The sequence below is a fragment of the Micromonospora sp. NBC_01739 genome, from assembly GCF_035920385.1.
In the GTDB taxonomy this organism is placed as follows: Bacteria; Actinomycetota; Actinomycetes; order Mycobacteriales; family Micromonosporaceae; genus Micromonospora.
The window spans coordinates 4,635,424-4,653,610 of record NZ_CP109151.1 but is presented as its reverse complement, the minus strand read 5'-3'; the positions used below and the strand labels follow the sequence as shown (position 1 = coordinate 4,653,610).

Here is an 18,187-nt window from a genome sequence, read left to right as displayed (position 1 = left end):
GGGAGAAACCAGTTGATTTACCGCATATCCTGGCGGGCATGACCGATCCGAGGGATGCGGCCGACGGCGATGCCGCCGAACTGGTCGCGCAGCTGCGGGATCTGGCTGGTGCGGATCCGGCGGACGTGCGTCAGGTGGTGTCCGAGGTGCTGGCGGCCCTGGACCGGGCCGCCGGGGGTGCCCTGCGTGAGCATCTGCCGGAGACCATCCGGGCCGGTCTGGATGCGGCCGGTCCGGCGCGGCTGGCCCCCGGGTCGAAGGGCTAGGTCGGCCTGGTCGAACCGGTCGAATCGACGAAAAGGCATGGCACGCAGCCGTGACGGACTCGTTTCCACCAGGTTAGGTTGCCCTAACAACGCGAGCGTACGGCCACGGTCATAGACTCGTCTCGGCAGGCTTGTGAAGCATTTCACGAGCGCGCGGGGAGGAGGCGCAAATGACCGCGGTGGAGAACGACGCCGACGTGATCGTCGTGGGCGCCGGTCCCGGTGGTTCGGCGACCGCATACCACCTGGCTCGGCACGGCGTACGCGTGCTGCTGCTGGAGAAGACCGAGTTCCCTCGGGAGAAGGTCTGCGGTGACGGGCTGACCCCCCGCGCGGTGCGTCAACTGATCCGCATGGGTGTGGACACCTCGCCCGAGGCCGGCTGGTTGCACAACCGGGGCCTGCGGGTGATCGGTGGCGGCGTCCGGCTGGAACTGGACTGGCCGGATCTGGCCAGCTTCCCGAACTACGGCCTGGTGCGTACCCGCCTGGACTTCGACGACCTGCTCGCCAAGCGGGCGGTCTCCGCCGGTGCCGACCTGCGCACCAGCGTGAACGTCATCGGCCCGGTGCTGGACGGCAACGGCCGGGTGATCGGCGTCGAGGCCGAGACCGGCCCGGACAAGGCCCCGGCCACCTTCCACGCGCCCCTGGTGGTCGCCGCCGACGGAGTCTCCGGCCGGTTCCCCCTGGCCCTGGGACTGGCCAAGCGGGAGGACCGCCCGATCGGGGTGGCCGTGCGCCGCTACTACCGCTCCGAGGTCCGGCACGACGACGACTACCTGGAGTCGTGGCTGGAACTGCGGGCCAAGGGCACCGGGGAGCTGCTGCCCGGGTACGGCTGGATCTTCGGCCTGGGTGACGGCCGGGTCAACGTCGGGCTGGGCATCCTGAACTCCTCCTCGGCCTTCGGCAAGACCAACTACCGGCGGCTGCTCACCGACTGGCTGGCCAACACCCCGCCGGAGTGGGGGATGACCGACGAGGCCAACGCCGAAGGGTCGACCCTCGGCGCGGCGCTGCCGATGGGCTTCAACCGGGTGCCGCACTACACCCGCGGAGTCATGCTGGTAGGGGACTCCGGCGGCATGGTCAACCCCTTCAACGGCGAAGGCATCGCGTACGCGATGGAGTCCGGCGAACTGGCCGCGGAGGTCGCCGCCCAGGCCCTGGCCCGGCCGGCCGGTGCCGAGCGGGAGCGGGCCCTGATGGCGTACCCGCAGGAGCTGAAGACGCGCTTCGGCGGTTACTACCGGCTGGGTGGGATCTTCGTGAAGCTGATCGGCCGGCCCGAGATCATGCGGGTGGCGACGAAGCACGGAATGCCGCACCCGACGTTGATGCGCTTCGTGCTCAAGCTGCTGGCCAACCTCACCGACCCCCGTGGCGGTGACGCGATGGACCGGGTGATCAATGCGATGACCCGGGTAGCGCCAGCGGTATAGGGCGCGAGGCCACCCCGCCGAAGGTCGTCGGGTGGGTTGTGAATAGTGTGAATTTTGCCAACGAACGAGGGCAGGGAAGGACGAGCAGGAGAAGAATATGTCGCTCTCGCCTTACGTACCCATCATCGGGCTGTTCGCCCTCGCCGCGGCCTTCGCGCTGTTCTCGATAGCCGCCACCCGGTTCACCGGGCCCCGCCGCTACAACAAGGCCAAGCTCGAAGCCTACGAGTGTGGGATCGAGCCCAGCCCGCAGCCGGTCGGCGGTAGCCGGTTCCCGGTCAAGTTCTATCTGACGGCGATGCTTTTCATCGTCTTCGACGTGGAAATGATCTTCCTTTACCCGTGGGCGGTCTCGTTCGACGCCCTACCGGTGTTCGGGCTCGTGGCCATGTTCGTGTTCATCGGTGCGGTCTTCGTCGCGTACGCCTACGAGTGGCGTCGCGGCGGCCTGGACTGGGACTGAGGGAGGAACCCAGATGGGTATCGAGGAGAAACTTCCCGCCGGTGTCCTGCTCACCTCGGTGGAGAAGCTGGTCAACTGGTCGCGCAAGTCCTCGGTCTGGGGCGCCACGTTCGGCCTGGCCTGCTGCGCGATCGAGATGATGGCCGCCGGTGGGCCCCACTACGACATGGGTCGCTGGGGCATGGAGGTCTTCCGGGCCTCGCCCCGACAGGCCGACCTGATGATCGTCGCGGGCCGGGTCAGCCAGAAGATGGCCCCGGTGCTGCGCCAGATCTACGACCAGATGGCCGAGCCCCGGTGGGTGCTCTCCATGGGCGTCTGCGCCAGCAGCGGCGGCATGTTCAACAACTACGCCATCGTGCAGGGCGTCGACCACGTCGTACCGGTCGACATGTACCTGCCCGGCTGCCCGCCCCGGCCGGAGATGCTCATCGACGCGATCCTCAAGCTGCGCGAGAAGATCGGCCACGAGCCGCTCGGGGCTAACGGACGCAAGATGCTGGCCGCCCGCGAGGCACGCGGTGACGTGCCGGTGGTGCCCTACGGCTCGATGCCGTCGTCGTACCGCAGCGACAAGGCCCGGCGGGCCGAGTGGACGAAGGCTGTCCGCGAGGGCCGCGAGGAGCAGCTGCGGATCGAGAACTGGATGAAGGCCCAGAACCACCTCCAGCCGTACCGGGGGATCAAGTGACTGACTCCAAGCCGAGCACCGGCGGCGTACCGGTTCCGGTGACGCCGGCCGGGGCCACCAGCGGTGCTCCCGCCGAGCTTCCTCCGGCCGCACCGGCCGGGCGGGGCATGTTCGGCAACCAGGGCACCGGCGACGTCTCCGGGTTCGGTGGTCTGGTCCGACCGCACCGCCCGATCGAGAGCTCACCCCGGCCGTACGGTGGCTACTTCGACGAGGTGCACGACGCCCTGGAGGAGGCCTACCCGGCCTTCGGCGAGGCGATCGAGCAGGTCGTGGTCGACCGTGGCGAGCTGACCCTGCACATCCGGCCGGAGCGCATCGCCGAGGTCTGCCAGGTGCTGCGGGACGACCCGGCGCTGCGCTTCGAGCTGTGCTCCTCGGTCTCCGGGGTGGACTACCTCGGCGCCGACGCCCGGCGGCTGCACGTGGTCTACCTGCTGACCTCGATGACCTACCGGCGACGGGTCCGGCTGGAGGTCGCGGTCTCCGCCGAGGAGCCGCACCTGCCGAGTGTCACCGCCGTCTACCCGACGGCCGACTGGCAGGAGCGGGAGGCGTACGACATGTTCGGCGTCATCTTCGACGGTCACCCGGCGCTGACCCGGATCCTCATGCCGGACGACTGGGAGGGTCACCCGCAGCGTAAGGACTACCCCCTCGGCGGCGTGCCCGTGGAGTACAAGGGCGCCGAGATTCCGCCGCCCGACAAGCGGAGGTCGTACCAATGAGTGCGTCGAACTACGCCACCGAGCGCGAGACCACCGAGGGTCGCGTCTTCAACGTCACCGGCGGGGACTGGGACGACGTGGTCTCGGGGGTCGACCCGATCAACGAGGGTCGGATCGTCGTCAACATGGGCCCGCAGCACCCCTCCACCCACGGGGTGCTCCGACTGGTCCTGGAGCTGGAGGGCGAGACGGTCCGCGAGGCCCGCTCGGTCGTCGGCTACCTGCACACCGGCATCGAGAAGAACCTGGAGTACCGCAACTGGGTCCAGGGTTCGACCTTCGTGACCCGGATGGACTACCTCTCGCCGATCTTCAACGAGACGGCGTACTCCCTGGCGGTGGAGAAGCTGCTCGGCATCACCGACGAGGTGACCGAGCGGGCCAACACCATCCGGGTGCTCATGATGGAGCTGAACCGGATCTCCTCGCACCTGGTCTGGGTGGCCACCACGGCCATGGAGCTGGGCGCGATCAACATGATGCTCTACGGCTTCCGGGACCGTGAGTACGTCCTGGAGATCTTCGAGCTGATCACCGGCCTGCGGATGAACCACGCGTACGTCCGGCCGGGCGGTGTCGCCCAGGACGTGCCGGACGAGGCGATCGTCAAGATCCGCGAGTTCCTCAAGCTGCTGCCGAAGCGGCTCAAGGAGTACGAGGACCTGCTCTCCGGTCAGCCGATCTGGTTGGAGCGGACCCGCAACATCGCCGTGCTCGACGTCACCGGCTGTGTGGCCCTCGGCGTCACCGGCCCGGTGCTGCGCTCCGCAGGCCTGGCCTGGGACCTGCGCAAGACCATGCCGTACTGCGGCTACGAGACGTACGAGTTCGACGTGCCGACCCACACCGACGGCGACGTCTGGGGCCGCTACCTGGTCCGGATGGCCGAGATGCGGGAGTCCCTCAAGATCATTGAGCAGGCGGTCGACCGGCTCAAGCCCGGCCCGGTGATGGTGGCCGACAAGAAGATCGCCTGGCCGGCCCAGCTGGCCATCGGGGTCGACGGCATGGGCAACTCCCTGGAGCACGTCGCCAAGATCATGGGGCAGTCGATGGAGTCCCTGATCCACCACTTCAAGCTGGTGACGGAGGGCTTCCGGGTGCCGCCGGGCCAGGTGTACGTGGCCGTCGAGTCGCCTCGCGGTGAGCTGGGCGTGCACGCGGTCTCCGACGGTGGTACCCGGCCGTACCGGGTGCACTACCGGGAACCCAGCTTCGTCAACCTCCAGGCCCTGCCGGCGATGGCCGAGGGCGGCCTGATCGCCGACGTGATCGCCGGCGGCGCTTCGCTGGACCCCGTGATGGGAGGTTGTGACCGGTGACTACGGTCTTCACCGACGAGACCCGGGCCCGGGCGCGGGAGATCATCGCCCGTTACCCGGCCGACCGGTCGCGCTCGGCCCTGTTGCCCCTGCTGCACCTGGTGCAGTCCGAGGAGGGCTACGTCTCTCCCGCCGGCGTGGCGTTCTGCGCCGAGGTCCTCGGCCTGAACAAGGCCCAGGTCGGCGCGGTCGCCAGCTTCTACACCATGTACAAGCGCCGGCCCACCGGTGACTACCTGGTCAGCGTCTGCACGAACACCATGTGCAACGTGCTGGGTGGCCAGGAGGTCTACGACACCCTCACCGAGCACCTCGGTGTCGGGCACGACGAGACCACCGAAGACGGCAAGATCACCCTGGAGCACGCCGAGTGCCTGGCGGCCTGCGACTACGGCCCGGTGATGACGGTCAACTACGACTTCTTCGACGGAGTCGACCCGCAGACTGCGGTGGGCCTGGTCGACGAGCTGCGGGCCGGTGGCCGGCCCACCCCGAGTCGGGGTGCCCGCCTCTGCACCCTCAAGGAGATGTCGGTCCAGCTCGCCGGGTTCGCCGACGAGCGCGAGGGTGCGGTCGCCGACGGCGTGCCGGGTGAGCCCTCCCTGCGGGGTCTGCTGCTGGCCCAGCAGCACGGCGTCTCCGCTCCGGGCTTCGACCCGAACACCCCGATCCGCAGCGGCAAGGCGGAGGAGAAGCCGGCCCCGGCCAAGGCGGCACCGACCGGCAGCACCGCCCCGGACGTGGCGGCGCCGGACCGCAAGTCGCCGCAGGTGCGTACCGCCGAGACCCGCCAGCCGGACGCGAAGACCGCCGTGCCGGACGCCCCCGGCACCAAGGTCCCGACCGACGGTGCGGCGCCCACGTCGCCTGACGCCCAGGCGGCCCAGGCGGCCGGAGTGGCGGCCAACAAGCCGGCCGCCGACGCCAAGCCCGCCGGCGACGACGCCGAGGCGCAGGAGCGCAACCTCAGCGAAGCGGAGTCCGCCACCGGCGACGCCGCGAACGACAAGGGGGCTCAGAAGTGACCACGCCTCGGCCCGAGACCCTGGCCAAGCTGACGCCGGTGCTGACCAAGCGCTGGCTGTCGCCGGACGCCTGGCGGATCGGCACCTACGAGAAGCTCGACGGGTACGCGGCGCTGCGCAAGGCGCTGAAGGCCCACCCGGACGACCTGATCCAGCTGGTGAAGGACTCCGGCCTGCGGGGCCGGGGTGGCGCGGGTTTCCCGACCGGCCTCAAGTGGGGCTTCATCCCGCAGGGTGACGGCAAGCCGCACTACCTCGTGGTGAACGCCGACGAGGGCGAGCCGGGGACCTGCAAGGACCTGCCGCTGATGACCCACGACCCGCACTCGCTGGTCGAGGGCGTGATCATCGCCTCGTACGCGATCCGGGCCAACCGGGCCTACATCTACATCCGGGGCGAGGCGGTGCACGCCGCGCGTCGGCTGCGCAACGCCGTGCAGGAGGCCAAGGCCAAGGGCTACCTGGGCAAGAACATCCTGGGCAGCGGCTTCGACCTCGAACTGGTGGTGCACTCCGGCGCCGGGGCGTACATCTGCGGCGAGGAGACCGCCCTGCTGGACTCCCTGGAGGGCTTCCGGGGGCAGCCCCGACTGCGTCCGCCGTTCCCGGCCACCCACGGCCTGTACGCCAGCCCCACCGTGGTCAACAACGTCGGCACCATCGCCAGCGTGCCGTACATCGTGCTCGCTGGCGCCGACTGGTGGAAGTCCATGGGTACGGAGAAGTCCGCCGGCCCGATGATCTACTCGCTCTCCGGCCGGATCGCCAACCCGGGCCAGTACGAGTGCGGCCTCGGCATCACCCTGCGCGAGCTGATCGAGCTGGCCGGTGGGATGCAGCCGGGGCACAACCTGAAGTTCTGGACCCCGGGTGGCTCCTCGACCCCGCTGCTCACCGCGGAGCACCTGGACGTGCCGATGGACTTCGAGGGGGTCGCCGCGGCCGGCTCGATCCTCGGCACCACGGCCACCCAGATCTTCTCCGACCAGGACTGCCCGGTCTACGCGACCTACCGGTGGCTGGAGTTCTACCACCACGAGTCGTGCGGCAAGTGCACCCCGTGCCGGGAGGGCAACTACTGGATGGTGCGGGTCTACCGGCGCATCCTGGCCGGTCAGGGCACCCACGACGACCTGGACACCCTGCTCGACACCTGCGACAACATCCTCGGTCGTTCGTTCTGTGGCCTGGGTGACGGCGCCACGAGTTCGGTGACCTCCTCCCTGAAGTACTTCAAGCAGGACTACCTCGACTACATCGAGGGCCGGACTGCGCCGAAGTTGTCCGACAAGCAGTTGGTGGGAGCCCACTAATGACGGACGTAGCGAAGTCGACCGAGACGGTCACCCTCACCATCGACGGTGTCGAGGTCACCGCCCCCAAGGGGGCGCTGCTGATCCGGGTGGCCGAGCAGATCGGCACCGAGATCCCCCGGTTCTGCGACCACCCGCTGCTGGCCCCGGCCGGTGCCTGCCGGCAGTGCCTGGTGGAGGTGGAGGGGCAGCGCAAGCCCGTCGCCTCCTGCACCCAGACGGTGGCCGAGGGCATGGTGGTCCGTACCCAGCTCACCTCTCCGGTCGCCAAGAAGGCGCAGGAGGGGATCATGGAGCTGCTGCTGGTCAACCACCCCCTCGACTGCCCGATGTGTGACAAGGGCGGCGAGTGCCCGCTGCAGAACCAGGCCATGTCGACCGGTCGTACGGACTCCCGGTTCCACGAGCACAAGCGGGAGTACCCGAAGCCGCTGCCGATCAGCACCCAGGTGCTGCTCGACCGCGAGCGGTGCGTGCTCTGCCAGCGCTGCACCCGGTTCTCCGAGGAGATCGCCGGCGACAAGTTCATCGACCTGATGAACCGCTCGTCCGCCGAGGAGATCAACATCTACCGGGACGAGGCGTACGGTGAGGAAGGCGACGAGGGGGACGTTCCGTTCAACTCGTACTTCTCCGGCAACACCGTGCAGATCTGCCCGGTCGGCGCCCTGACCGGCACCCAGTACCGGTTCCGCGCCCGCCCCTTCGACCTGGTCTCCACCCCCAGCGTCTGCGAGCACTGCTCGGCCGGCTGCGCCCAGCGCACCGACTGGCGTCGGGGCAAGGTGCTGCGTCGGCTGGCCGGCGACGACCCGCAGGTCAACGAGGAGTGGAACTGCGACAAGGGCCGCTGGGGCTTCCAGTACGCCCGCGCCGCCGACCGGCTCACCACCCCCCTGGTCCGCGACCAGAGCACCGGTGAGCTGCGGGAGGCCTCCTGGAGCGAGGCCCTTCAGGTCGCCGCCGAGGGCCTGCGGGCCGCCCGGGACGGCGGTCAGGGGACCGGGGTGCTCACCGGTGGCCGGCTGACCGTCGAGGACGCCTACGCGTACGCGAAGTTCGCCCGGGTGGCACTGAACACCAACGACATCGACTTCCGGGCCCGGCCGGTCTCCCGCGAGGAGGCCGACTTCCTGGCCAGCACGGTCGCCGGCAGCACCGAGGTCACCTACGCCGACGTCGAGAAGGCCCCGGCCGTGGTGCTGGTCGGCCTGGAGCCGGAGGAGGAGTGCCCGATCCTCTTCCTGCGCCTGCGCAAGGCGTACCTGAAGAACAAGCTCAAGGTGTACGCGATCGCCCCGTTCGCCACTCGCGGCCTGGAGAAGCTCGGGGCCAAGCTGGCCCGGGTGGTGCCGGGCGAGGAGGCCGGGGTGCTCGCCGAGCACGCCACGGTCGCCGAGGCGCTCAGCGCCGAGGGTGCGATCCTGATCGTCGGCGAGCGCCTGGCCACCGTGCCGGGTGGTCTCTCCGCCGCCGCCGAGGTGGCCGCGCGTACCGGTGCGAAGCTGGCCTGGGTGCCACGGCGCGCCGGTGACCGCGGCGCGGTCGACACCGGTTGTCTGCCGAACCTGCTGCCCGGTGGGCGTCTGGTCACCGAGCCGACCGCCCGTGCCGAGCTCGGTGAGGCCTGGGACATCCCGGCCGGGGTGATCCCGAGCCAGGCCGGCAGGGACACCGACGGCATCCTCGCCGCCGCTGCCGCCGGCCAGCTCGGTGCGCTCGTGGTGGCCGGGGTCGACCCGGCAGACCTGGCCGACCCCCGGCTGGCCGAGCAGGCCCTGGAGGCGGTGCCGTTCCTGGTCAGCCTGGAGCTGCGGGCCACTGCGGTGACCCGCCGGGCGGATGTCGTCCTGCCGGTCGCCGCGGTGGCCGAGAAGGCCGGCAGCTTCCTGGACTGGGAGGGCCGGCTGCGTCCGTTCGAGGCCGTGCTGACCACCGCCGCGATGACGGACGGCCGGGTGCTCGACGCGCTGGCCGCGCAACTGGACGTGCGGCTGGGCACCGGGGACGTGCTGAGCGTCCGCCGTGAGCTGGGCGGACTGCCGGTGACCCGGATGACCCGGCCGGCGGCTCCCGCGGTCTCGGCGAGTGCGGTGCCGCAGCCGGGTGCTGGCGAAGCGGTCCTGGCGACCTGGCACCAGCTGATCGACCTGGGCAGTCTCACCGACGGTGACGAGTACCTGGGTGGCACCGCCCGTCCGCCGGTGGTCCGGTTGGGCAAGGGCACCGCCGAAACCCTCGGTGTCGCCGACGGCGACCCGGTGACGGTGGGCACCGACCGGGGGGCGTTGACCCTCCCGGCGGCGATCACCGAGATGCCGGACGGCGTCGTCTGGCTGCCCACCAACTCGCCCGGCTCGACCGTGCGACGCAGCCTGGGTGCGACCTCCGGCGCGGTGGTGCGGATCTCCGTCCCCGGCACTACCGAGTCGGTAGCCGCCGACGCGGCCGGCCGTCCGGGCCCGCTTCTCAACTCCTCCGGGGGTGTCGCATGAACCCGCTAGCTCAGGCCCCGTCGCTGACGGACTTCGGCCACGACCCGTGGTGGCTGATCCTCGGCAAGGTGCTCTTCGCCTTCGTCGTCGCTCTGCTCGGCACCCTGCTCGGTGTCTGGTTCGAGCGGCGGGTCGTGGGTCGGATGGCGGTCCGGCCGGGCCCGAACCAGCTGGGCCCCTTCGGTCTGCTCCAGACCCTCGCCGACGGCCTGAAGATGGCCTTCAAGGAGGACATCCTCCCGAAGGCGGCGGACAAGGTCATCTACTTCTTCGCCCCGGCCATCTCGATGATCTGCGCGGTCACCATGCTGGCGGTGATCCCGTTCGGCCCGATGGTGAGCATCTTCGGCCACCAGACCCCGTTGCAGGTCACGGACGTGTCGGTGTCGGTGCTGGTGGTGCTGGCCCTGTCCTCGATGGCGGTGTACGGCATCGTGCTGGCCGGTTGGGCCTCCGGCTCGACCTACCCGCTGCTCGGTGGTCTGCGCTCGACCGCCCAGCTGATCTCGTACGAGGTGTCGCTGGGTCTGTCCATCGTGGCGGTGTTCATGCTCGCCGGCACGATGTCCACCAGCGAGATCGTGGCCGCCCAGGGCCAGGGTGTGACCCTGAACCTGTTCGGCGCGGAGCTTCCCGGCCCGGGCTGGTACGCGCTGCTGCTCTTCCCGAGCTTCGTGGTCTTCTTCATCTCCATCGTCGGTGAGACCAACCGGCCGCCCTTCGACATGCCCGAGGCGGAGTCGGAGCTGGTCGCGGGCTTCATGACGGAGTACAGCTCGCTGAAGTTCGCCCTGATCATGCTCAGCGAGTACGTCGCGATGGTCGCCATGTCGGCGTTCACCGTGACCCTCTTCCTCGGCGGCTGGTACGCGCCGTGGCCGATCAGCATCTGGTCGGGTGCCAACTCCGGCTGGTGGCCGATGCTCTGGTTCTTCGCCAAGGTCATCCTGCTGGTCTTCGTCTTCGTCTGGCTGCGCGGCACCCTGCCCCGGCTCCGTTACGACCAGCTCATGCGTCTGGGTTGGAAGGTGCTCATCCCGGTCAGCCTGGTCTGGATCGTCTTCCTGGCGACCTGGCTCAAGGTGCAGGACTGGGAGCGCAACGACCGGCTGGTGGTGTTCGGCGTACTCGGTGGTCTCGGACTGATCGCCGCGTTGTTCTGGCCCAACCGTAAGCCGGAGCAGAAGCCGAGCCTGGCCGAGCAGATCGAGAACCGGCCGCAGGGCAGCTTCCCGCTGCCCCCGCTGGACCTTCAGGTACCACCGAGCCCGCGTACCCGGCGCATGGTCGCCGAGCGGGAGCCGGCCAACGCCCCCGCCGGCCAGGACTCTGAGGAGGTGTGACGTGGCGATCACCGGAATGTTCAAGGGCTTCGGGGTCACCTTCTCGCACATGTTCAAGAAGGTCGTCACCACGGACTACCCGTTCACCCCGCCGACCCCGGCGCCCCGCTACCACGGGCGGCACATCCTCAACCGTCACCCGGACGGTCTGGAGAAGTGCATCGGCTGTGAGCTGTGCGCCTGGGCCTGCCCGGCGGACGCGATCTACGTCGAGGGTGGCGACAACACCGACGAGCAGCGGTTCTCGCCGGGCGAGCGATACGCCAGCGTCTATCAGATCAACTACGCACGGTGCATCTTCTGCGGACTGTGCATCGAGGCCTGCCCGACCCGCTCGTTGACCATGAGCAACGAGTACGAGCTGGCCCGGGACAACCGGCAGGATCTGATCTTCACCAAGGAGCAGTTGCTCGCGCCCCTGCTGGAAGGGATGGAGCAGCCGCCGCACCCGATGCGTCTCGGTGACAGCGAGAAGGACTACTACGTCGGCAGCCTGACCAACCCGGGCACCTCGGCCGGGGCCGAGCGCTCGCCGATGGGGCCGGGCCGCTACCAGGTGGACGAGCACCCGGGGGTCACCTTCCCCGGTGCCGAGCAGGCCGCCCAGCGGGCTGCGGCGGAAAAGGGAGAGACGGCATGACCACGTCGACGGTGCTCGCCGCCGCGGGGGCGGTCTCCGGCGGGGAGGCGGTGACCTTCTGGATCCTCGCCCCGCTGGCGCTGGTCGGCGCGATCGGCATGATCGCGGCGCGGAACGCGGTGCACTCGGCGCTCTGGCTGGTGCTGACCATGCTCAGCCTGGGCGTGTTCTACGTGCTCCAGGCGGGGCCCTTCATCGGCATGGTGCAGATCATCGTCTACACCGGCGCGATCATGATGCTCTTCCTGTTCGTCCTGATGCTCGTCGGCCGGGACGCCTCCGACTCGCTGATCGAGGTGCTGCGCGGGCAGCGGATCGCCGCGATCGGGCTCGGGGTGGGCTTCGCCGGCCTGCTCGGCAGCGGTGTCTACCGGGCCACCCAGGACACCGTCCCGGTCGGCCTGGAGCAGGCCAACGCGGGCGGCAACGTGCAGGGCATCGCCCGGCTGCTGTTCACCGACTACGTCTTCGCGTTCGAGTTGACCGCGGCGCTGCTGATCACCGCCACCATCGGCGGCATGATCCTGGCGCACGTCGAGCGGCGCAAGGAGGACCGGCGCGACCAGGTGGCCACCATGAAGGCCCGCTTCGTGCCCGGCAACTACCCCGGCCCGAAGCCCGGCCCGGGTGTCTTCGCCACCTCCTCCTCGGTCGCCACCCCGGCCCGCCTGCCGGACGGCCGGTTGAGCGACCGGAGCACGCCGGACATCCTCCCGGTGCGCGAGCTGACCGCCGAGGAGACCACCCTGAAGGGCACTGAGAAATGAGTGACTTCTTCTCGGTCGAGCCGAACTACTACCTCGTCCTCGCCGCGGTGCTGTTCACCATCGGCGCGGCCGGGGTGCTGATCCGGCGCAACGCGATCGTGCTGTTCATGTGTGTCGAGCTGATGCTCAACGCGGCCAACCTGGCGTTGGTCACCTTCAGCCGGATGAACGGTGACCTCAACGGCCAGATCATGGCGTTCTTCGTGATGGTGGTGGCGGCGGCCGAGGTCGTGGTCGGGTTGGCCATCATCATGGCGATCTTCCGCACCCGGCGCTCCGCCAGCGTCGACGACGCCAACCTGCTGAAGTACTAGAGGGGCCCACCGGTGGACGAAATTCTGACGTACGCCCAGGCTGCTCCGGCCGAGACGGTCTCGTACGCGACGGCCGACGGCCTGCTGAGCAGCGTCTGGCTGCTGGTGGCGATCCCGCTGATCAGCGCGACGGTGCTGCTGCTGCTCGGACGGCGGGCCGACCGTTGGGGGCACTGGCTCGGCGTCGCCTCCGTCGGCGCGGCGTTCGTGCTCGGGTTGACCTACTTCCTCGGCCTGCGGGGCCTGGAGAACAAGTCGGTTCAACTGAGCCTGTGGGACTTCATCGCGGTCGGTGGCCTGCACGTCGACTTCGGCCTGCTGTTCGACCCGCTGGCCGGGGTCTTCGTCCTGCTGATCACCGGGGTGGGTTTCCTGATCCACCTGTACGCGGTCGAGTACATGGCGCACGACCCGGGTCGTCGGCGGTTCTTCGCCTACTTCAACCTGTTCGTCGCGGCCATGCTGCTGCTGGTCCTCGGCAACAACTACGTGATGCTGTACTTCGGCTGGGAGGGCGTCGGTCTGGCGTCGTACCTGCTGATCAGCTTCTGGAACACCAAGCCGGCCGCGGCCACCGCCGGTAAGAAGGCCTTCCTGATGAACCGGGTCGGCGACGCCGGTCTGGCCATCGCGATCTTCATCATGTTCGCCACCCTGGGCACCACCCAGTACGACGAGGTCTTCAACGGCGTCGGCGCACTGGCCGGCGGTACCGTGCTGGTGCTCGGCCTGCTGCTGCTGCTCGGTGCGGCCGGTAAGTCCGGTCAGTTCCCGCTCCAGGCCTGGTTGCCGGACGCCATGGAGGGCCCGACCCCGGTGTCGGCGCTCATCCACGCCGCGACGATGGTCACCGCGGGTGTCTACCTGATCGCCCGGTCCAACATCATCTTCTCGGCGAACACCACCCTGCAACTGGTGGTGGTGAGCGTCGGCGCGCTGACCCTGGTGATGGGCGCGATCATCGGCTGCGCCAAGGACGACATCAAGCGGGTGCTGGCCTGGTCGACCGTCAGCCAGATCGGCTACATGTTCCTCGGTGTCGGCCTGGGCGGCGCGGCGTACGGGCTGGCCATCGTGCACCTGCTGGCGCACGGCTTCTTCAAGGCCAACATGTTCCTCGGTGCCGGCTCGGTGATGCACGGCATGAAGGATCAGGTGGACATCCGCCGCTTCGGTGGCCTCTCCAAGTACATGAAGATCACCTGGTTGACCTTCGGTGCGGGCTGGCTGGCCATCATCGGCATGATCCCGTTCTCCGGGTACTTCTCCAAGGAGCCGATCATCGCCGCCGCCTTCGAGCGGGAGGGCTGGACGGCCTGGCTGTTCGGTGGGGCCGCGGTGTTCGGTGCCGCGCTGACCGCCTTCTACATGACCCGGTTGTTCATCCTGACCTTCCACGGGCCGAAGCGGTGGACCACGGACATCGAGCACCCGCACGAGTCCCCGCCGCTGATGACCATCCCGCTGATCCTGCTCGGCATCGGCTCCCTCGGCGCCGGTTGGCTGCTGGCCACCTCGGTGCCGGACTGGCTGACCGCCACGGCCGGTCTGGGTGCGACCGAGGCGCACCACGACGCAGTGCTGCCGCACTGGGCGATCGTGGCGCTGTCGCTGGGTGTCACCGCGCTCGGTGCGCTGCTGGCCTGGGTCATGTTCCGTGGCGGTACGGCGATCGAGCCGCAGCCGGCCGGGGTGCTGGTCACCGCCGCCCGCAAGAACCTCTACACCGACACGGTCAACGAGGCGGTCTTCGAGAAGCCGGGCATCTTCCTCACCCGGGCGCTGGTCTACCTGGACAACCGGGGCATCGACGGACTGGTCAACGGTCTCGCCGCCGGTGTCGGCGGTGGCTCCAGCCGCCTGCGGCGGATGCAGACCGGCTTCGTCCGGTCGTACGCCACCTCGATCCTGACCGGCGCGCTGCTGGTGGTGGCCGCCTTCCTGGCCGTGCAGGCGGGGTGGTTCGCGTGATCCACCTTCCGGGGTCGGGGAACCGCGCGGCTTTCCCGACACTCTCCCAGGCGGCCGTCACCGGCGGACCGCGCTTCGACGACGGAGGTAAGGCCGCATAATGTCCGACTTCCCGTTCCTCTCGGTGCTCACCGTGGCGCCGCTGGTCGGCGCAGTGGTGGTCGCCCTCCTGCCGCGCAGTCGGCCGACGCTGGCCAAGCAGGTCGCGCTCGGCTGGTCTCTGCTGGTACTCGCCCTGTCCGTGGTCATGTGGGTGACCTGGCAGGTCGACGGCGAGCGCTTCCAGTTCCACGAGTCGTACCCGTGGATCCCCAACTGGGGGGTCAACTTCACCTTCGCCGCCGACGGCATCGCGCTTGTCATGCTGATGCTGATCGCGGTGCTGGTGCCCCTGGTGATCCTGGCCTCCTGGCACGACGCGGAGTCCTCGAAGCGCTCGGTGCCGGCCTACTTCGCACTGCTGCTGGTCCTCGAATGCACGATGCTCGGTGTCTTCGCCGCCGCCGACATCTTCCTGTTCTACGTGTTCTTCGAGGTCATGCTGGTGCCGATGTACTTCCTGATCGGCAGCTACGGCGGCCACCAGCGGCAGTACGCGGCGGTCAAGTTCTTCCTCTACTCCCTGGTCGGCGGTCTGTTCATGCTGGCCGCGGTGATCGGCCTATGGGTGGTCGGCGGCAAGACCTTCGACTGGGTGGCGCTGTCCCAGGTGGACATCTCCACCGGGGCGGAGCGCTGGCTGTTCCTCGGGTTCTTCATCGCCTTTGCGATCAAGGCGCCGTTCTTCCCGTTCCACACCTGGCTGCCGGACGCCGGTGGCGCGGCGCCGGCCGGAGCCGCCGCCCTGCTCGTCGGGGTGCTGGACAAGGTGGGCACCTTCGGCATCCTGCGCTACTGCCTGCCGCTGTTCCCGGACGCGGCGCAGTGGTTCGCGCCCTGGGCGCTGGCCATCGCGGTGATCGGCATCATCTACGCCGCCCTGCTGGCGGTGGGGCAGAACGACCTGAAGCGGCTGGTGGCGTACACCTCGATCGCCCACTTCGGGTTCATCGGGGTCGGCATCTTCGCCTTCACCACCCAGGCCGGTACGGGTGCGGTGCTCTACATGGTCAACCACGGCCTCGCCACCGGGCTGCTGTTCCTGGTGGTCGGCATGCTGGTCACCCGTCGGGGTTCGGCGCTGATCAGCGACTTCGGTGGTGCCGGCAAGTTGGTGCCGGTGCTGGCCGGGGTGCTCTTCTTCGCCGGTCTGGCCTCCCTGGCCCTGCCCGGTACCGCGCCGTTCGTCTCCGAGTTCCTGGTGCTGATCGGCACCTTCACGGTTAACAAGCCGGTCGCGGTGATCGCCACCCTGGGCATCATCCTGGCCGCCGCGTACGTGCTCTGGATGGTGCAGCGCACCACGCAGGGCACCCTCAACCCGGAGCTCACCAAGATCGACGGGATGAAGCGGGACCTGAACCTCCGCGAGAAGTTCGTGGTCGCGCCGCTGATCGCCCTGATCGTGCTGCTCGGCTTCTACCCCAAGCCGGTCACGGACGTGATCAACCCCGCCATCCAGGCGACCATGCAGGATGTCGGCCGGACCGACCCGGCTCCGACGGCAGAGACCGTGCAGGAGGCCGCCCGGTGAGTGCGCGCAGTGAGCTTGCTGGTCCGGTGAGCGCGGGGAACGCAGCGCAGCGGATTACCGCAGTCGCGAACGAAAGGTTTGGTCTGGTGAGCGCGAGGAGTGAGCTTGCGAGCCCCGCAGTCGCGAACGGAGGGTGGGTTCAGTGAACGAGTTTGAACTGCCGCCGATCGACTACGCGGCACTCGCGCCGATCCTGATCATGATGGGCGCGGCGGTGGTCGGGGTGCTGGTCGAGGCGTTCGTGCCTCGCCGCCTGCGGCACCCCATCCAGTTGCCGCTGGCGCTGCTGGCGGTGCTCGCCGCCCTGACCATGGTGGTGTTCAACGCCGACAAGCGGCTGATCACCATCGGGGTGATCGCCATCGACGGGCCCACCCTGTTCCTCCAGGGCGGGATCCTGGTCCTGTCGGCGGTGGCGTTGCTGCTGATCGGTGAGCGGGCCATCGAGCGGGGTGGCGCGTTCGTCGCCCAGGCCGCCATCACCGCCGACTCCCCGGACGACCGGCGGCAGATGGAGCGCGCCGGCGGCGCCGGCGAGGTCTATCCCCTGGTCACCTTCGCGGTCGGTGGCATGTTGGTCTTCGTCTCGGCGAACGACCTGCTGACCATGTTCATCGCCCTCGAGGTCTTCTCGCTGCCGCTGTACCTGCTCTGTGCGCTGGCGCGTCGTCGGCGGATCCTGAGCCAGGAAGCCGCGATGAAGTACTTCCTGCTCGGCGCGTACGCCTCGGCCTTCTTCCTGTTCGGTCTGGCCCTGCTCTACGGGTTCACCGCCGGGCTGGGCGACCGCCCGGCCGGGGTCGACTTCGCCACCCTGCACGCGGCGGTGGCCAACTCGACGCAGAGCCCGGTGCTGCTGTTCGCCGGTATGGCCCTGGTGGCGATCGGTCTGCTGTTCAAGGCCGCCGCGGCCCCCTTCCACGTCTGGACCCCGGACGTGTACCAGGGTGCGCCTACCCCGGTGACCGGTTTCATGGCCGCCTGCACGAAGGTGGCCGCCTTCGGTGCCCTGCTGCGGGTGTTCCATGTCGCCTTCGAGGGTGCCCGCTGGGACTTCACCCCGGTGCTCGGTGTGGTGGCGGTGCTCACCATGCTGGTCGGCGCGGTGTTCGCGGTGACCCAGACCGACATCAAGCGGCTGCTGGCGTACTCCTCCATCGCCAACGCCGGGTACCTGCTGGTCGGTGTGCTGGCTCCGGGCGCGGACGGGCTCTCCGGCACGATGTTCTACCTCGTCGCGTACGGCTTCGCGGTGCTGGCGGCCTTCGCGGTGGTGACCCTGGTGCGGGACGCCGACGGCGAGGCCACCCACCTGTCCCGCTGGGCGGGCCTGGGTCGGCGTTCCCCGCTGTACGCGGCCGTGTTCACCTTCATCCTGCTGGCCTTCGCCGGTATCCCGCTGACCAGCGGGTTCACCAGCAAGTTCGCGGTCTTCGGGCCGGCCCTGGAGGGCGGGCAGGTCTGGTTGGTGATCGCGGGTGTGCTGACCAGCATGGTGCTGGCCTTCCCGTACCTGCGGGTCGTGGTGATGATGTGGCTGTCCGAGCCGGGTGAGTCGACCCCCACGGTCACCGTGCCCGGTGGGCTGACCTCGGCGGCCCTGGTGATCGGTGTGCTCGCCACCCTGGTCCTCGGCGTGGCACCGGCACCACTGCTGGACCTGGCCTCCAATGCGGCTGAGTTCGTGCGGTAGCGGTAGACCCTGCTGACGAGGGCCGGCCCACGACTGTGGGCCGGCCCTCCTCGTGTTTTGACCGTTGTGTGGGCAGGG

At 69.3% G+C, this 18,187-nt stretch carries 16 protein-coding genes; all 16 read left to right on the top strand.

Translation table 11 applies throughout. The features are described 5' to 3' along the window. Positions 1–38: 38 nt before the first annotated feature. Positions 39–266 (top strand): hypothetical protein, encoded by a 228-nt coding sequence (locus OIE53_RS21015; protein ID WP_327023232.1) that lies wholly within the window; start codon positions 39–41, stop codon positions 264–266. 170 nt (positions 267–436) lie between these two features. Further along, the gene (locus OIE53_RS21010; protein WP_327023231.1) at positions 437–1,711 is read left to right on the top strand and encodes a geranylgeranyl reductase family protein; all 1,275 of its coding nucleotides are present in this window, start codon (positions 437–439) and stop codon (positions 1,709–1,711) included. A gap of 97 nt (positions 1,712–1,808) precedes the next feature. Beyond that, positions 1,809–2,174 (top strand): NADH-quinone oxidoreductase subunit A, encoded by a 366-nt coding sequence (locus tag OIE53_RS21005; protein ID WP_327023230.1) that lies wholly within the window; start codon positions 1,809–1,811, stop codon positions 2,172–2,174. Positions 2,175–2,187: 13 nt separating this feature from the next. Further along, positions 2,188–2,865 (top strand): NuoB/complex I 20 kDa subunit family protein, encoded by a 678-nt coding sequence (locus OIE53_RS21000; RefSeq protein WP_013731019.1) that lies wholly within the window; start codon positions 2,188–2,190, stop codon positions 2,863–2,865. Then, entirely contained in the window at positions 2,862–3,593 is a 732-nt protein-coding gene (locus OIE53_RS20995; RefSeq protein ID WP_327023229.1) for an NADH-quinone oxidoreductase subunit C, read from the top strand. The genes OIE53_RS21000 and OIE53_RS20995 overlap by 4 nt, the downstream gene beginning before the upstream one ends. Continuing rightward, complete coding sequence (locus tag OIE53_RS20990) at positions 3,590–4,915, top strand: NADH-quinone oxidoreductase subunit D (RefSeq protein ID WP_327023228.1); 1,326 nt, start codon at positions 3,590–3,592, stop codon at positions 4,913–4,915. The genes OIE53_RS20995 and OIE53_RS20990 overlap by 4 nt, the downstream gene beginning before the upstream one ends. Beyond that, positions 4,912–5,940: an NADH-quinone oxidoreductase subunit NuoE gene (nuoE, locus tag OIE53_RS20985; RefSeq protein ID WP_327023227.1), complete on the top strand. Its 1,029-nt coding sequence runs from the start codon at positions 4,912–4,914 to the stop codon at positions 5,938–5,940. The genes OIE53_RS20990 and nuoE overlap by 4 nt, the downstream gene beginning before the upstream one ends. After that, positions 5,937–7,253 carry an NADH-quinone oxidoreductase subunit NuoF gene (gene nuoF, locus OIE53_RS20980; RefSeq protein ID WP_327023226.1) on the top strand — a complete coding sequence of 439 codons (1,317 nt, stop codon included), beginning with the start codon at positions 5,937–5,939 and terminating at the stop codon, positions 7,251–7,253. The genes nuoE and nuoF overlap by 4 nt, the downstream gene beginning before the upstream one ends. Beyond that, positions 7,253–9,748, top strand: coding sequence for an NADH-quinone oxidoreductase subunit G (locus OIE53_RS20975; RefSeq protein WP_327023225.1), 2,496 nt, complete (start codon positions 7,253–7,255; stop codon positions 9,746–9,748). The genes nuoF and OIE53_RS20975 overlap by 1 nt, the downstream gene beginning before the upstream one ends. After that, complete coding sequence (gene nuoH / locus OIE53_RS20970) at positions 9,745–11,091, top strand: NADH-quinone oxidoreductase subunit NuoH (RefSeq protein WP_327023224.1); 1,347 nt, start codon at positions 9,745–9,747, stop codon at positions 11,089–11,091. The genes OIE53_RS20975 and nuoH overlap by 4 nt, the downstream gene beginning before the upstream one ends. 16 nt (positions 11,092–11,107) lie before the next feature. Further along, the gene (nuoI, locus tag OIE53_RS20965) at positions 11,108–11,731 is read left to right on the top strand and encodes an NADH-quinone oxidoreductase subunit NuoI (protein WP_327027315.1); all 624 of its coding nucleotides are present in this window, start codon (positions 11,108–11,110) and stop codon (positions 11,729–11,731) included. Beyond that, positions 11,728–12,498, top strand: coding sequence for an NADH-quinone oxidoreductase subunit J (locus OIE53_RS20960; protein WP_327023223.1), 771 nt, complete (start codon positions 11,728–11,730; stop codon positions 12,496–12,498). Before nuoI ends, OIE53_RS20960 begins: the two co-directional genes overlap by 4 nt. Beyond that, on the top strand, positions 12,495–12,812 hold the full coding sequence (nuoK, locus tag OIE53_RS20955; RefSeq protein ID WP_131307288.1) for an NADH-quinone oxidoreductase subunit NuoK: 318 nt from the start codon (positions 12,495–12,497) through the stop codon (positions 12,810–12,812). Before OIE53_RS20960 ends, nuoK begins: the two co-directional genes overlap by 4 nt. Before the next feature lie 12 nt (positions 12,813–12,824). Next, positions 12,825–14,783, top strand: a complete 1,959-nt coding sequence (gene nuoL / locus OIE53_RS20950) for an NADH-quinone oxidoreductase subunit L (protein ID WP_327023222.1) — start codon at positions 12,825–12,827, stop codon at positions 14,781–14,783. 100 nt (positions 14,784–14,883) lie between these two features. After that, positions 14,884–16,416, top strand: coding sequence for an NADH-quinone oxidoreductase subunit M (locus tag OIE53_RS20945; protein ID WP_327023221.1), 1,533 nt, complete (start codon positions 14,884–14,886; stop codon positions 16,414–16,416). A 142-nt stretch (positions 16,417–16,558) separates the two neighbouring features. Continuing rightward, positions 16,559–18,109 (top strand): NADH-quinone oxidoreductase subunit NuoN, encoded by a 1,551-nt coding sequence (nuoN, locus tag OIE53_RS20940; protein ID WP_327023220.1) that lies wholly within the window; start codon positions 16,559–16,561, stop codon positions 18,107–18,109. Positions 18,110–18,187 lie beyond the last annotated feature (78 nt).

Coding starts and splice junctions, on each gene's coding strand:
- nuoI (WP_327027315.1), top strand. CDS start 11,108: ATGTTCAAGGGCTTCGGGGTCACCTTCTCGCACATGTTCAAGAAGGTC.
- OIE53_RS21015 (WP_327023232.1), top strand. CDS start 39: ATGACCGATCCGAGGGATGCGGCCGACGGCGATGCCGCCGAACTGGTC.
- nuoH (WP_327023224.1), top strand. CDS start 9,745: ATGAACCCGCTAGCTCAGGCCCCGTCGCTGACGGACTTCGGCCACGAC.
- OIE53_RS20945 (WP_327023221.1), top strand. CDS start 14,884: ATGTCCGACTTCCCGTTCCTCTCGGTGCTCACCGTGGCGCCGCTGGTC.
- OIE53_RS21010 (WP_327023231.1), top strand. CDS start 437: ATGACCGCGGTGGAGAACGACGCCGACGTGATCGTCGTGGGCGCCGGT.
- nuoK (WP_131307288.1), top strand. CDS start 12,495: ATGAGTGACTTCTTCTCGGTCGAGCCGAACTACTACCTCGTCCTCGCC.
- OIE53_RS21005 (WP_327023230.1), top strand. CDS start 1,809: ATGTCGCTCTCGCCTTACGTACCCATCATCGGGCTGTTCGCCCTCGCC.
- OIE53_RS20960 (WP_327023223.1), top strand. CDS start 11,728: ATGACCACGTCGACGGTGCTCGCCGCCGCGGGGGCGGTCTCCGGCGGG.
- OIE53_RS20975 (WP_327023225.1), top strand. CDS start 7,253: ATGACGGACGTAGCGAAGTCGACCGAGACGGTCACCCTCACCATCGAC.
- OIE53_RS21000 (WP_013731019.1), top strand. CDS start 2,188: ATGGGTATCGAGGAGAAACTTCCCGCCGGTGTCCTGCTCACCTCGGTG.
- OIE53_RS20990 (WP_327023228.1), top strand. CDS start 3,590: ATGAGTGCGTCGAACTACGCCACCGAGCGCGAGACCACCGAGGGTCGC.